General features: G+C 69.7%; 13 protein-coding genes. 9 read left to right on the top strand and 4 right to left on the bottom strand.

The features are described 5' to 3' along the window. The first annotated feature begins 5 nt into the window (after window positions 1-5). The 6 genes from OG246_RS07135 (at window position 6) to OG246_RS07110 (ending at window position 6,627) form a co-directional block, all read left to right on the top strand. Window positions 6-1,076, top strand: a complete 1,071-nt coding sequence (locus tag OG246_RS07135) for a helix-turn-helix domain-containing protein (RefSeq protein WP_266457489.1) — start codon at window positions 6-8, stop codon at window positions 1,074-1,076. A 45-nt stretch (window positions 1,077-1,121) separates the two neighbouring features. Next, window positions 1,122-1,295: a hypothetical protein gene (locus OG246_RS07130; RefSeq protein WP_266457486.1), complete on the top strand. Its 174-nt coding sequence runs from the start codon at window positions 1,122-1,124 to the stop codon at window positions 1,293-1,295. Window position 1,296: 1 nt separating this feature from the next. Further along, on the top strand, window positions 1,297-2,295 hold the full coding sequence (locus OG246_RS07125) for a peptidoglycan-binding protein (RefSeq protein ID WP_266457483.1): 999 nt from the start codon (window positions 1,297-1,299) through the stop codon (window positions 2,293-2,295). 204 nt (window positions 2,296-2,499) lie between these two features. After that, window positions 2,500-4,308, top strand: coding sequence for a bifunctional UDP-sugar hydrolase/5'-nucleotidase (locus OG246_RS07120; RefSeq protein ID WP_266457479.1), 1,809 nt, complete (start codon window positions 2,500-2,502; stop codon window positions 4,306-4,308). A gap of 181 nt (window positions 4,309-4,489) precedes the next feature. Next, entirely contained in the window at window positions 4,490-5,293 is an 804-nt protein-coding gene (locus tag OG246_RS07115; RefSeq protein ID WP_266457475.1) for a methyltransferase, read from the top strand. Further along, complete coding sequence (locus tag OG246_RS07110; protein WP_266457473.1) at window positions 5,290-6,627, top strand: salicylate synthase; 1,338 nt, start codon at window positions 5,290-5,292, stop codon at window positions 6,625-6,627. Before OG246_RS07115 ends, OG246_RS07110 begins: the two co-directional genes overlap by 4 nt. On the opposite strand, the gene OG246_RS07105 is transcribed toward OG246_RS07110, so the two are convergent. Then, complete coding sequence (locus OG246_RS07105) at window positions 6,614-7,768, bottom strand: acyltransferase family protein (protein WP_266457471.1); 1,155 nt, start codon at window positions 7,766-7,768, stop codon at window positions 6,614-6,616. The genes OG246_RS07110 and OG246_RS07105 overlap by 14 nt on opposite strands. Window positions 7,769-8,080: 312 nt before the next feature. Between OG246_RS07105 and OG246_RS07100 the strand changes: the two genes are divergently transcribed. Next, complete coding sequence (locus OG246_RS07100; RefSeq protein WP_266457469.1) at window positions 8,081-8,371, top strand: DUF3303 family protein; 291 nt, start codon at window positions 8,081-8,083, stop codon at window positions 8,369-8,371. 73 nt (window positions 8,372-8,444) lie between these two features. On the opposite strand, the gene OG246_RS07095 is transcribed toward OG246_RS07100, so the two are convergent. The 3 genes from OG246_RS07095 to OG246_RS07085 all read right to left on the bottom strand — a co-directional run bounded on the left by OG246_RS07095 (window position 8,445) and on the right by OG246_RS07085 (window position 11,601). Then, entirely contained in the window at window positions 8,445-9,095 is a 651-nt protein-coding gene (locus tag OG246_RS07095) for a hypothetical protein (RefSeq protein WP_266457466.1), read from the bottom strand. 140 nt (window positions 9,096-9,235) lie between these two features. Beyond that, window positions 9,236-9,949 (bottom strand): GntR family transcriptional regulator, encoded by a 714-nt coding sequence (locus tag OG246_RS07090; RefSeq protein WP_266457464.1) that lies wholly within the window; start codon window positions 9,947-9,949, stop codon window positions 9,236-9,238. 296 nt (window positions 9,950-10,245) lie between these two features. Continuing rightward, window positions 10,246-11,601, bottom strand: a complete 1,356-nt coding sequence (locus OG246_RS07085) for an aspartate aminotransferase family protein (protein WP_266457462.1) — start codon at window positions 11,599-11,601, stop codon at window positions 10,246-10,248. A 180-nt stretch (window positions 11,602-11,781) separates the two neighbouring features. Here OG246_RS07085 and OG246_RS07080 point away from each other — a divergent pair, with 180 nt between their 5' ends. Both OG246_RS07080 and OG246_RS07075 read left to right on the top strand, forming a co-directional pair. Beyond that, a complete protein-coding gene (locus OG246_RS07080) occupies window positions 11,782-12,399 on the top strand; it encodes a type 1 glutamine amidotransferase family protein (RefSeq protein WP_266457460.1) in 618 nt (205 codons plus the stop codon). Then, window positions 12,396-12,887 (top strand): MarR family winged helix-turn-helix transcriptional regulator, encoded by a 492-nt coding sequence (locus OG246_RS07075; protein ID WP_266457459.1) that lies wholly within the window; start codon window positions 12,396-12,398, stop codon window positions 12,885-12,887. The genes OG246_RS07080 and OG246_RS07075 overlap by 4 nt, the downstream gene beginning before the upstream one ends. The last annotated feature ends 40 nt before the right edge of the window (window positions 12,888-12,927 follow it).

Genomic DNA, 12,927 nt, shown 5'->3' with positions numbered 1-12,927 from the left:
GATCAGTGGGCGCAGACGGGCTGGTTCTGGACGCGGAAGCGTGGGCACAGGTGCTGACCGGGTTGTACGGACCGGTGAGCACGCGCGTCGACCCGGGGGAGGGGTTCCGCGCGGCGGTGCGGGTGAGGGAGCTGGGCGCCGTGCGGGTGTCCGCGGTGCGCTGCCCGCCCGTGGAGGTTCGGGCGGCCGCCGGGCCCTGCGACGAAAGCGCCGCCCGCCACCACCTCGCGCTGGTGCTGGGCGGTGAGCTCGTGCTCGACCAGGCGGGGCGTACGGCCAGGGCCGGGCGGGGTGACCTGGTGCTGTTCGACACCGGCCGCCCGTTCCGGCTGCGGCCGACCGCGCCGTGGAACGCGGTGGTCACCGCGCATCTGGCACCGACCCCGCCGACCCGACCGACCCCGTCGTCCTTACCGTCCCCGCCCCCGCCGCCGGGTGGCCCGGGGCAACTGGTGGCGCGGGAGTTACCGGGCCGCGAAGGGGTGGCCGCGCTGGTCGCGGGGTTCCTGGCGGGCCTGGCGCGTGACGCGACCCCGTACCGGCCGTGCGAGGAGCTGCGGTTGGGCATGGTGGTGACCGACCTGGTCGGGGCCCTGCGCGACCAGTGGCTCGGCGAGGAGGACCCGGAGCCGCCGGTGCTGCTGCCGCGCATCCAGGCATACGTCCTGCGCCATCTCGGGGACGGCGGGCTGACGCCGGACCGGGTCGCCGCCGCGCACCACATCTCCACCCGCTATCTGCACCGCCTCTTCCAGCGGCAGGGGCTCACTGTCGCCGCCTGGATCAAGGCACAGCGGCTGGAGCGATGCCGACGCGACCTGGCCGACCCGCACCTGCGCCGGCTGCCCGTCTACGCCATCGGTGCGCGCTGGGGCTTCGCCAACGCGGCCGACTTCAGCCGGGCGTTCCGCACCGCGTACGGCATCACGCCCACGTGCTTCCGCGAGGGCGAAGGCGGGAGCGAGAGCCGGGGCCAGGCCCAGGGCGAGCCCGCGGTGCGGGTGCGCTCACAGCCAAGGATCAGTGCGCGCAGCGCCAACGACAGTCACGCGACGCCTCAGCAGACTCAGCGGTAAGAGGAGGCGCGGCAGTCGCCGCCCTCACCAGACATGGGGGACAGCATGGCCGAGAGCGAAGCGAAAGCAGCGGCGGCGGTGAGCGAACAGAAGCCGGTGGAGCCGCTCGGCGGCGCCGGACTGTTCGACGTCGACCCCGACCAGACCGGGGTGAGCCAGGACCCGAAGGTCGTCGTCAAGGGTGACATCGCCGTCTTCCCCGAGAACGGGGGACTGTGACATGGGATCCGTCGAAGGCATGCTCGCGCAGATGCGCAAGCTGATAGGCACCGGTGAGAACCCGCCCGGCTCGAACACCAACCTCATCACCAAGTGGTACGGCTTCAACGACGCGTGGTGCGACATGACCGTCAGCTACGCCGCCGCGCACTCGGACAACCTGAGCGCGGTCATGGGCAAGTTCGCGTGGACGGTCGCGCACGCGAAGGCCTTCCAGTCCAAGGGCCGCTGGCACTACGGGGTCGGCGGCATCCGCGCGGGCGACATCATATTCTTCGACTGGAGCGGCACCCGGTCCATCAACAACATCGACCACGTCGGCGTGGTCGAGGCCGTGCACTCCAACGGCAAGATCACCACCATCGAGGGCAACACCAGCGACAAGTGCATGCGCCGGGACCGCTACGCCTCCGAGATCGTGGGCTACGGCCGCCCCTCCTACGGCAACGCCCAGCCGCTGCCCTCCACCGACGGAATGCTGCGCCGCGGCTCGAAGGGCGCCGCAGTCAAGACCCTCCAGCAGAACCTCAACACGGTCATGGCGTCGAAGCTGGTGGTCGACGGGGACTTCGGCGCCGCCACCGAGTCGGCGGTGAAGTCGTTCCAGAAGAAGTACGGCCTCTCGGCCGACGGTGTGTACGGGCCGGCCTCGGCGGCCATGATGAAGTCCGCGCTCAAGGGCGGCACCAAGCCGCAGAAGCCCACCCCGCGGCCGCCCGCCGCCGGAAAGCTCACGGTCGACGGCCAGTTCGGCCCCGCTACCTGCGCCGCGCTCCAGCGCTCGCTCAACAAGCACGGCGCGAAGCTGTCCGTCGACGGCTCCTTCGGGACGCTGACCAAGAAGGCCCTGCAGAGCCATCTGAAGGTGACCGCGGACGGCGTGATCGGCCCGAACACGGTCAAGGCCCTGCAGAAGAAGGTGGGCTCGGGCGTCGACGGCCAGTGGGGCAACGACACCACCCGCCACCTCCAACTGGCCCTCAACGCGGGCAAGTTCTGACCTCTGAGGGGCGTCCGTCCGCCGGGCGCCCCTCAGTATCCGGGTGGCTGACCGCGCGAACCCGGTCCACGTGGGCGCGGTTTCGTCATGCCGTGTCATGCCCATCCTTGACTCGGACATGGCCTGTTCCTGGTTCCCGACAGGCTGAGACGCGACGACTATCTACGCGTGTAACCCCCGTCGCCCCAGTCCCAGGAGCCCCGAATGCCCGTCAACCCCCTGAACCGCCGGGAGTTCGTGAAGAAGTCGGCCGTCACCGGAGCGGCCGTGGCCGTCGCGGGGTCGGTCGCCGCGGCCCCCGCGCAGGCCGCGGACCGGCATCCGGGGAAGAAGCCGCGCACCTGGTCGTTCTCCATCCTCGGCACCACCGACCTGCACAGCCACGTCTTCGACTGGGACTACTACACGGACGCGGCGTACAAGGACAGCAAGGGCAACTCCGTGGGCGTCGCCCGGGTGGCCACGCTCGTCAAGCAGCAGCGCGCCGCGAAGGGCGAGGACCACGTGCTGCTCGTCGACGCGGGCGACATCATCCAGGGCACCTCGCTGGCGTACTACTACGCGCGCGTGGACCCCATCACGGGTTCGGACGCCCCGAAGCACCCGATGGCGATCGCCATGAACGCCATGCGCTACGACGCCGCCGCCCTCGGCAACCACGAGTTCAACTACGGCATCGACGTCCTGCGCAAGTTCGAGAAGCAGTGCCGTTTCCCGCTGCTCGGCGCCAACGCGCTGGACGCGAAGACCCTCCGGCCGGCCTTCGCCCCGTACACGGTGAAGCACATCCGGGTGCCGGGCGCCCCCGACATCAAGGTGGGCATCCTCGGCCTCACCAACCCCGGAATCGCCCTGTGGGACAAGGACAACGTCTCCGGGAAGATGGAGTTCACGGGCCTGGTCGAGCAGGCGAAGAAGTACGTGCCGCGGCTCCGTGCGCTCGGCTGCGACGTCGTCTTCCTCACCGACCACTCGGGCCTGGACGGCAGTTCGTCGTACGGCAGCGAACTCCCGTACGTCGAGAACGCGTCGAACCTCGTCGCCGAGCAGGTCCCCGGTATCGACGCGATCCTCGTCGGCCACACCCACACCGAGGTCTCGTCCTACACGGTCACCAACACCGAGACCGGCAAGGACGTGATCCTCTCCGAGCCGTACTGCTACGGAATGCGCCTGACCGTCTTCGACTTCGAGCTCGAACTCGCCCACGGCCAGTGGAAGGTCACCAGCACCAAGGCGCAGACGCTCAACAGCAACACGGTCGAGGAGGACGCGGAGATCACCGAACTCCTCAAGGCGGACCACGACTTGGTCGTGAAGTACGTCAACACCCCGGTGGGCACGTGTACGGAGGACCTCTCCGCCGCCGAGGCCTGCTGGAAGGACGTCCCCGTCATGGACTTCATCCACGAGGTCCAGATGGCGGCCGTCGCGACCGGCCTCTCCACCGCCGACGCGGCCCTCCCGCTCATCTCCGTCGCCGCCCCCTTCAGCCGCACCGCCGACATCCCGAAGGGCGACGTCACCATCCGCGACGTCGCAGGGCTCTACATCTACGACAACACCCTGTACGGCAAGAAGCTCACGGGCGCCCAGCTCAAGGACTACCTGGAGTACGCGGCGAAGTACTACGCGAAGGTGCCGTCCGGCACGACGGTGGACACCTCCACCCTCACCAACGCCAACAGCTTCTGGGACTACATGTACGACACGGCCGCGGGCGTCTCGTACGACATCGACATCGCCCAGGCCGAGGGCTCCCGCATCAAGAACCTGACCTACAAGGGCACTTCGGTCACCGACGACCAGGTCTTCGTCGTGGCCGTCAACAACTACCGGGCCAACGGCGGCAGCGGATACCCGCACATCGCCGCCGCCGACATCGCGTACAGCTCCACCAACGAGATCCGCCAGCTGATGATCGACTACGTGACGTCGAAGGGCTCGCTGGACCCGGCCGACTTCGCGGCCACCAACTGGAAGCTCACGCAGGACGGGACGGCGGTCTTCTAGCCCAGTCCCCGAAGGTGTACGTCCGCACGCCGGGCGTACACCTTCGTGCGGCCGACCACTCCCATTGCGCTCTGTAGTCGACTCGTCTCCAACTGTGATGCTTCGGAGGGTTTCTGTCACGCATGCAGAAACGTTCGGAGCCATACGGAGACGTGTGCAGACGTGTGGAGAGGTTCGGGACATGTCCTATCTGTTCGACAACGCCGCAGATCAGACGCCGGATCGTTTCTCGGTGCTGGAGGCGCGCTACGACTCCTTCTCCAAGGAGCAGTTGAACCTGACCGGCCTGGACCCTGGCTGGAGATGTCTGGAAGTCGGCGGTGGTGGCGGATCCCTGGGCAACTGGCTGGGGGAGCGCGTCGCGCCGGGCGGGGAGGTCACGGTCACCGACATCGAGCCGCGGTGGGCGAAGACGCGTCCGCGGCCGGCGAACGTACGGCTGGTGCGGCACGACATCACCCGGGATCCGGCACCCGGCGACGGCTACGACCTCGTGCACGCCCGGCTGGTCCTGCTGCATCTGCCCGAACGGCTGCGTGTGCTGGACCGGTTGGTGCGGATGCTGCGGCCGGGCGGCTGGCTGGTCCTCGAGGAGTTCGACTGCGGGTGGACGCCTGTTCTCGCCGCGCCCGACGAGGGGGCGACCGCCCTGTTCGAGCGGGTGCACACCGCGCTCATGGGCATGCTGGAGCAGGCGGGCGCGGAGCCGCTGTGGGGCCGCCGGGTGCTGGGGAGCATGATGCGGGCGGGGCTCCACGAGGTGACGGCGGCGACGTACGCCGAGGCGTGGCAGGGCGGCGGCGAGGGGATCGGTCTGCACCGCGCCAATGTCGGCCAAGTGGCCGGGCGCCTGCGGGAGTCCGGGTTCGGGGAACACGACCTGAAGCGGTTCTCGGCCCTGCTCGACGACCCCGCGTTCGTCGTCAACTCGTACCCGATGATCAGCGCGCGGGGCCGCCGTCCCCGGCAGGAGGCCGGGCGATGAGCCGCCTGCGGTACCGGGAGGCACGACTCCCCCTGGACGAGAACCCCTTGTCCCTCATGGCACGGCTGGTCCGCAGCGGTCTGTTCGACCAGTACGTGGTCTACGAGAACGGCTCCTCGTGGTCCTTCGCCGGCGGCGCCCTCGCGTCCGTCCGGCTCGGCCGCGAGGCCAAGGACCTGCGAGACATGGGAGATCTTCAAGACCTGCGAGGCGTCGAGGACCGGCTCGCCGCCGTGCCGGTGAAGGACTGGCGGGCCTATGGCTGGGCCACCTTCGAACTGGCCACCGCGCTGGCGGGCGCCGCCGTGGACGCCGGGGGCGATCTGCTGCACCTGGTGATTCCCGCGGGTGAGGTGCGTGCCGAGGGCGACACCGTGCTGGTGCGGGCCGTGGACGTCGAGCAGTACGACCGCTTGGTCGCCCTCGTCGGCGCGAGCGTTCCCGCCGACGGCGACACGGGCGGCGCCGCCGGTGGCGACGAGCGGATCAGCCTCGCCCTGGACGACCACGGCAACTACCGGGCCGCCGTCGCCGCGGCCCTGGTGGAACTCCGCGCGGGCGGGCCACTGGAGAAAGTGATCCTCTCCCGACAGGTGCCCGTCCTGGTGCCGGTGGATCTGACGGCCACGTACGTCGCCGGGCGGCGCGGCAACACCCCCGCACGGTCCTTCCTCCTGGACCTCGGCGGGATCCGGGCGGCCGGCTTCAGCCCGGAGACCGTGGTCGAGGTCTCCGGCGGCCGCCGGGTGACCACCCGCCCGCTGGCCGGCACCCGGGCCCGTACGGGATCGTCCGCCCAGATCGCCCGTCTGCGCGCCGAACTGCTCAGCGACCCGAAGGAGATCTACGAACACGCCATCTCGGTCAAGCTGGCCTGCGAGGAGCTGGCCGCCGTCTGCGAGGACACGCAGGTCACCGAGTACATGACCGTCCAGGACCGCGGCACCGTCCAGCACCTGGCCTCCGCGGTCACCGGTCTTCTCCGGGAGGGGCAGTCCCCCTGGCAGGCCTTCGCCGCCCTCTTCCCCGCCGTCACCGCCACCGGCATCCCCAAGGCCCCCGCCTACCCCGTCATCCGCGCCCTCGAAGGCCGGCCACGGGGCCTGTACGCCGGTGCCGTACTCACCTGCGACGCCACCGGCACCCTCGACGCCGCGCTCGTCCTGCGCAGCATCTTCCAGCAGGACGAGCGCTGTTGGCTCCAGGCCGGGGCGGGGATCGTCCAGCAGTCCCAGCCCGAACGCGAACACGAGGAAACCTGCGAGAAGCTGCGCAGCATCGCCGACCACCTGGTGCCGACGGTTCCGCGTCAGGTTCCGCCTACGTCCTCGTGACCTGCTGCTCGGCGGCAACGCGTGGAGCCGGAACGGCTGTCAGCGCCGCGGACGTCTCCGAGTGCGGTGACCGCTGACGGGGCGGTTCGGGGGCGAACAGCCAGCTGATGGGCGGCCGGGTCAGTGGCTGGACCAGTCGGCGGACCGGGGGAGAGCCGAGGACCATCGCCAGCAGGATCGCGCACAGCACCAGGCCGACGATCTCGACCCGGGTGTTCACCCGGGAGATCCAGTCCTGCTCCCGGACCGGCAGAATGATCAGCGGGTGCAGCAGATAGATGGTGAAGCCGCCGGCGCCCAGTGTGGATATCAGCGGCAGCCGCCGCCGGGGCATCAGCCGCAGCAGGCAGAGGACGAGGGCCGCGGCCGTGGCCAGCACCACCAGCCGGATGACCCAGGCCCATTCCAGGCTCAGCGGATCGGCGGCGGTGTAATGGTGGCGCATCGACAGCCAGTTGCCCTTGATGTCCCCGTGCCACAGCCACGCCGCGACAAAGGAGGCAAGGATTCCGGCGACCGCCACGGGCGCGCTCCAGCGGCTGGTGAACCAGGTGTTCAGATGGCCCTGGCCGATTCGCCAGCCGAGGTAGAACAGCGGCATGTAGACGAGGGTCCGGCTCGCGGAGAAGGGCAGCCCGAACTCGTCGATGTACCCCACGGCCAGGGCGATGCCCGTGGTGATGAGCAGCGGGTGCCGCAGCTGCACCACCAGCGGTAGCAGCAGCCGCCAGAAGAAGAGGGACATCAGGAACCAGAGGGTCCACGGCAGTTGGGTGATGTGCAGAACGAACTTGGACCCCAGCCAGTAGTTCTCCAGCGAGAACAGCAGACTGCACACCAATGCGGGCACCACGATGCTCTGGATCAGGGAGCGCAGATTGCGGGATCCGAGTGGACCCGCGCTGCTGAACACGCCGGCCAGCATGACGAAGGCCGGCACCCGGAATGCCCAACTGGCGATGTTGAAGGCGTGCAGCACCTCCACCCGGCTCATGATGCTGCCCACGGAGTGCAGGATCACGATCAGCGCGGCGGAGGTGAACCGGGCGTTGTCCCACCACGGATCCCGGCCGCGTGCGGTCCGCTCTGCGCCGGCCCCAGCGGCGTCGGTGGCGGGTCTTGGGAGTGGTGGCTTGGACATCGTGATGGCATGCTCCTGACAGCGGCTCGCCGGTCAGGAATTCGCCGTGCTGATGATCGGACCGGGTGGCTGTGAGCATACTGTGAACGCCGCTGCGAATGGCACCGGTTGTCGAGGGCCGGGTCGCCTGGGACCCGCCGATCCTGGCCGATCATTTCCGCCCGACGGCCGCCTCGCACGCACCCTGCTGCCGCGCTCCCCGCTCCAGTTGCAGGAGTGGGCGTACCTCGCATATCGGGCATAGGCTGAAAATGCAATCGCGAGCGCCGCGAGTGCAAGCGCACGTGCGTCGACCAGAAGAAGGTGAGTGCGATGCGCGTCCTGCTCAGGGCGACACTGGACACGGAGAAGTCGAACGAAGCGATCCGCAGCGGCAAGATGCCGGAGCTGATCACGGAGATCTTGGACCACCTCAAGCCGGAGGCGGCGTACTTCGCGCCCTTGGACGGCCGCCGAACCTGCCTCCTGGTCTTCGACATGAAGGACAGCTCCGACCTGCCTCCCGTCGGTGAGCCGTTCCTCACCCAGTTCAACGCCGAGGTCGAGGTCTGCCCGATCATGAACGCCGAGGATCTCGCGAAGGGCCTGTCTCAGCTGCGCTGACTGCCGGCGGAGGTGTGGTGCGGGCCGGGCCGCAATGCAGCCCGGCCCGCACAGCCTCAGTTGAGGGCGATCATCAGCTGAAGACGATCATCGAGCCCTGTGCCAGGCTGCGGGTCGCGGCCGCGTGCAGGCCCAGCCAGACGTGGCGTTCGCGGGCGAAGGGACTGGCGTCGTAGGGGGCTGGGGCTGCCGGTTCCTCCAGGTCCGTGGGGGCCATGGGGGGCTGGGGCGTGGCCGGCGGGTTGGCCGGGTCGATGCCGATCGACTGGGCGACGAACTCGAGTTCGCGCAGGAGGGTCTGGGAGGAGCCCAGGGGGCCGCCGCCCGCGAGGAGTTCGTCGTTGGCGAGCGGGTGCGGGAAGTCGACGGGAACGTACGCGCCCGCGTGGTCGTAGTGCCAGACCAGGTGCGACTGCTGGGCGTTCGTCTCGAACATCTCCAGCAACTGCTCGTAGTCACCGCCGAGTTCGTCCACCGGCGTCACCGCGAGGCCGCACATCTGAAGGAGGTACGCGCGGCGCAGGAAGTGCAGCGCGTCGTAGTCGAACCCCGCGACAGGGGCCACGTCGCCGGACAGGCCCGGCATGTACGCGTACACGGGGACCGGCGGGAGGCCGGCTGCGGCCAGCGTCTTGTCGTAGAGCGCGAGTTCCTCGGCGAAGGGATTGTCGGGGGTGTGGCACAACACGTCGACGAGCGGGACCAGCCACAGGTCACAGGCCAACAGACGGCTCCTCTAGCTCCTTGGTGTGCACGATGGTCAGGGAAGCGTAGTGCGCGCGGCGGTCCTGGTCAGGTCCCGGTGCACAACTCCGGTTCTCCACCGATCGCCCGAAGCGCCCGACCTCAAACGTACGGGCGCCCTCAAACCCCGGGCGAGCCCGAACCCGAGGCCAGGCGCTCGATCAGCGCGAGCGAGTGCGCGTTGTACGCCGTCACGATCGCGTGCGCCTCGACCGCGTCGCGGCGGGCGAGGGCGTCCACCAGTTCCGTGTGGGCCGACCACAGGTCGCCCTTGAGGTCGGCGACCTGGCGCAGGTGCTGGACCGCGCAGGCCCAGGACTGGATGCGCAGGCGGTGCAGGAAGTCGGCGAGGTAGGGGTTGCCGAAGAGGCCGCTCAGCTCGCGCCAGAAGCGGAGGTCGTAGCCGATGAGGATGTTCAGCTCGCCGGCGGCGGCGGCGCGCTGGGCCTCCTCGCCGCGGCGGCGTACGCCCGCGAGGGCGGCGGTGGTGCGGGGGTCCTGGGGCCTCGTCAGGACGTCTTCGGTGATCGAGCGGAAGATGCCGTCGGTGACGAGGCTCCGGGCCTCGATCATGCCTCGGTAGTCGGCGGCGGAGTACTCCCGTACGCGGAAGCCGCGGTGCTGGTCCGCCTCCAGGAGGCCCTGCGCCGAGAGGTCGACCAGGGCCTCTCGGACCGGGGTCGCGGAGACGCCGTACTGCTCGGCGATCTCCTTCACCGTGAACTCCTGGCCCGGCTGGAGGCGGCCGGCCAGCACCTCGTCGCGGAGCGCGTCCGCGATCTGCTGGCGCAGGGTGCTGCGGGTTACGGCGCCAGTGCCGCCGGTGCCGGGCATGGTGTCGGGCTCCCCTTGTCGCGTATGTCTAGGAGCCAGTCACCATACGCCGTGGGGGGCGGGGGGAGGGTTTTTCGCCCCCTCCGCCCCTACCCGTCCCTTGCTCCTGGGGGCTCCGCCCCCAGACCCCCGTATCGCGCTGACGCGCTCGTCCTCAAACGCCGGACGGGCTAGAAACCTCTCTCCCCGGCCGGGGAATATTCAGCCCCTCCGGCGTTTGAGGAGCGGGGGTTTGGGGGCGGAGCCCCCAAGGGACGGGAATGGGTAGGGGCGGAGGGGGCGATAAACCCCACACCTCACACCACGTACTCGTCCGCCACACCCAGCGCCTCGTCCAGTACCGCGAGCCCCTCCTTGGCCTCACCCTCGGTGACGTTGCACGGCGGCACGACGTGCGTGCGGTTCATGTTGATGAAGGGCCACAGCCCACCCGCCTTGGCGGCGGCACCGAACGCGGCCATGGCGGCGTTGTCCGCCCCGGCGGCGTTGTACGGCACCAGCGGCTCCCGGGTCTCCCGGTTCTTCACCAGCTCAAGGGCCCAGAACACCCCCATACCCCGCACCTCACCGATACTCGGATGCCGCGAGGCAAGCTCGTGCAGCCCGGGCCCGATGACGGTCGACCCGATCAGCGCGGCCTGGTCGACGATCCCCTCCTCCTCCATCACGTTGATCGTCGCGACGGCGGCGGCACAGGCCAGCGGATGCCCGGAGTACGTCAGCCCCCCGGGATACGGCCGCCGCGCGAACGTCTCCGCGATGGCCCCCGAGATCGCGACACCGCCCAGCGGCACATACCCGGAGTTCACCCCCTTCGCGAAGGTCATCAGGTCCGGCGTCACGCCGTAGTGATCGGCGGCGAACCACTTCCCCGTACGCCCGAACCCGGCCATGACCTCGTCCAGGATGAAGACGATCCCGTACCGGTCGCAGAGCGCACGCACCCCGGCGAGATAACCCGGCGGCGGCGTCATGATCCCCGCCGTACCCGGAATCGTCTCCAGGATCAGGGCCGCGATCGTGCCGGGACCCTCGAAGACGATCGTGTCCTCGAGGTGCTGGAGCGCCCGCTCCGACTCCTGCTGCTCGCTCTCGGAGTGGAAGGGGGAGCGGTAGAGGAAGGGCGCCCAGAAGTGGACGACACCCGCCGCACCGCTGTCGTTCGGCCAGCGCCGCGGGTCACCGGTGAGGTTGATCGCGGCGGAGGTGGCCCCGTGGTACGAGCGGTACGCGGAGAGGACCTTCGGGCGGCCGGTGTGCAGCTTGGCCATCCGGGTCGCGTTCTCGACGGCCTCCGCGCCACCGTTGGTGAAGAAGATCTTGTCCAGGTCGCCCGGCGTCCGCTCGGCGATCAGCCGCGCGGCCTCCGAACGCGCCTCGACGGCGAAGGCGGGCGCGAACGTGGACAGGGTTGCGGCCTGCTCCTGGATCGCGGCGACGACCTTCGGGTGCTGGTACCCGATGTTGGTGAAGACGAGCCCACTGGTGAAGTCCAGATACCGCTTGCCTTCGTAGTCCCAGAAGTACGACCCCTCCGCGCCGGCGACGGCGAGCGGGTCGATGAGCTCCTGCGCGGACCAGGAGTGGAACACGTGCGCACGGTCCGCTGCCTTCACGGCGGCGCCGACCTGGGGATTGGGCTGAGGGGTCATGCGCCGAAGCGTAAATGTCCACGAGGTGGACGCGATATCGGCGTCTTGTCTGTGGTCGGGGGCTTTCCGCGACAGTCTGTCGGGCTTCACGGGGGGATCCCTCTGCGCCGCTCGACAACAGTCATTGACAGCATGCTGTCGAAGTGACAGCATGCTTACATGCCCGGTCAAGGAGGAGCGATGAACCACAGCACGCCCGAGCCCAAGCCCGTACACCTCGCCGTCTACGACACCTTCGCCGACTGGGAGACGGGTCACACCACCGCCTACCTCGCCCGCGCAGGGCGCGAGATCCGTACCATCGGCCCCACCCGGGAGCCGGTGACGACGGTCGGCGGCGTCCGCATCCAGCCCGACCTAGCCCTCGACGAGCTCCGCCCCGAGGACAGCTCGCTGCTGATCCTCACCGGCGCGGACCTGTGGGACACCGGCGACGACCTGGCCCCCTTCGCCCGCAAGGCCCGCACGTTCCTCGACGCGGGCGTCCCCGTCGCGGCGATCTGCGGAGGCACCGCGGGGCTCGCCCGCGAAGGCCTGCTCGACGACCGCGCGCACACCAGCGCCGTGTCCTTCTACCTCGCCGCCACCGGCTACAAGGGCGGCGAACGGTACGTCGACACGGACGCCGTCACCGACGGCAACCTGGTCACCGCGGGCCCCACCGAACCCGTCGCCTTCGCCCGCGAGGTCTTCGGGCTCCTCGGTGTGTACGAGGGCGAGGTCCTGGACGCCTGGTACCGGCTGTTCCACGACTCCGACCCCGAGGCCTACGCCGTACTGGAAAAGGCCGGACAGTGAGCCGAGCACACCAGGACCTGCTGAGCCGCAGCGCCCTCGGCGTCTTCCGGCTCAACGGCCAGTTCCTGTCCGTGGCCGAGGAGTTGGCCCGCCCCTCCGGACTCACCGCGGCCTGGTGGCAGGTGCTCGGCGCGGTGCTTCCCGAGCCGCTGCCCGTCTCCGGGATCGCCCGCGCGATGGGCATCACACGCCAGAGCGTGCAGCGCATCGCCGACCTGCTGGTGGAGAAGGGGCTGGCCGAGTACCTCCCCAACCCCGCCCACCGCCGGGCCAAACTCCTCACCCCGACCGAGGAGGGCCGCGCCGCCATCACCAGGATCGACCCCGGCCACGCGGATCTGGCGGACCGGCTGGCGCAGTCCCTCGGGGCGGACGAATTCGCCGAGACCGTACGGGTGTTGGAACGCCTGTCGACAACGCTCGACGCGATCATGACAGAGAGTGCGGAGGGTGTCACGGAATCGGCACACCCTGTTACGGAACCGTAGACACCGCCCCGCCCCGCCTCCCCGTAAGGCCGCACTATCC

The sequence above is a fragment of the Streptomyces sp. NBC_00620 genome (assembly GCF_026341825.1).
Taxonomy (GTDB): domain Bacteria; phylum Actinomycetota; class Actinomycetes; order Streptomycetales; family Streptomycetaceae; genus Streptomyces.
Note: the sequence above shows the minus strand (reverse complement) of the source record. Positions and strands in the feature narration are given on the sequence as shown.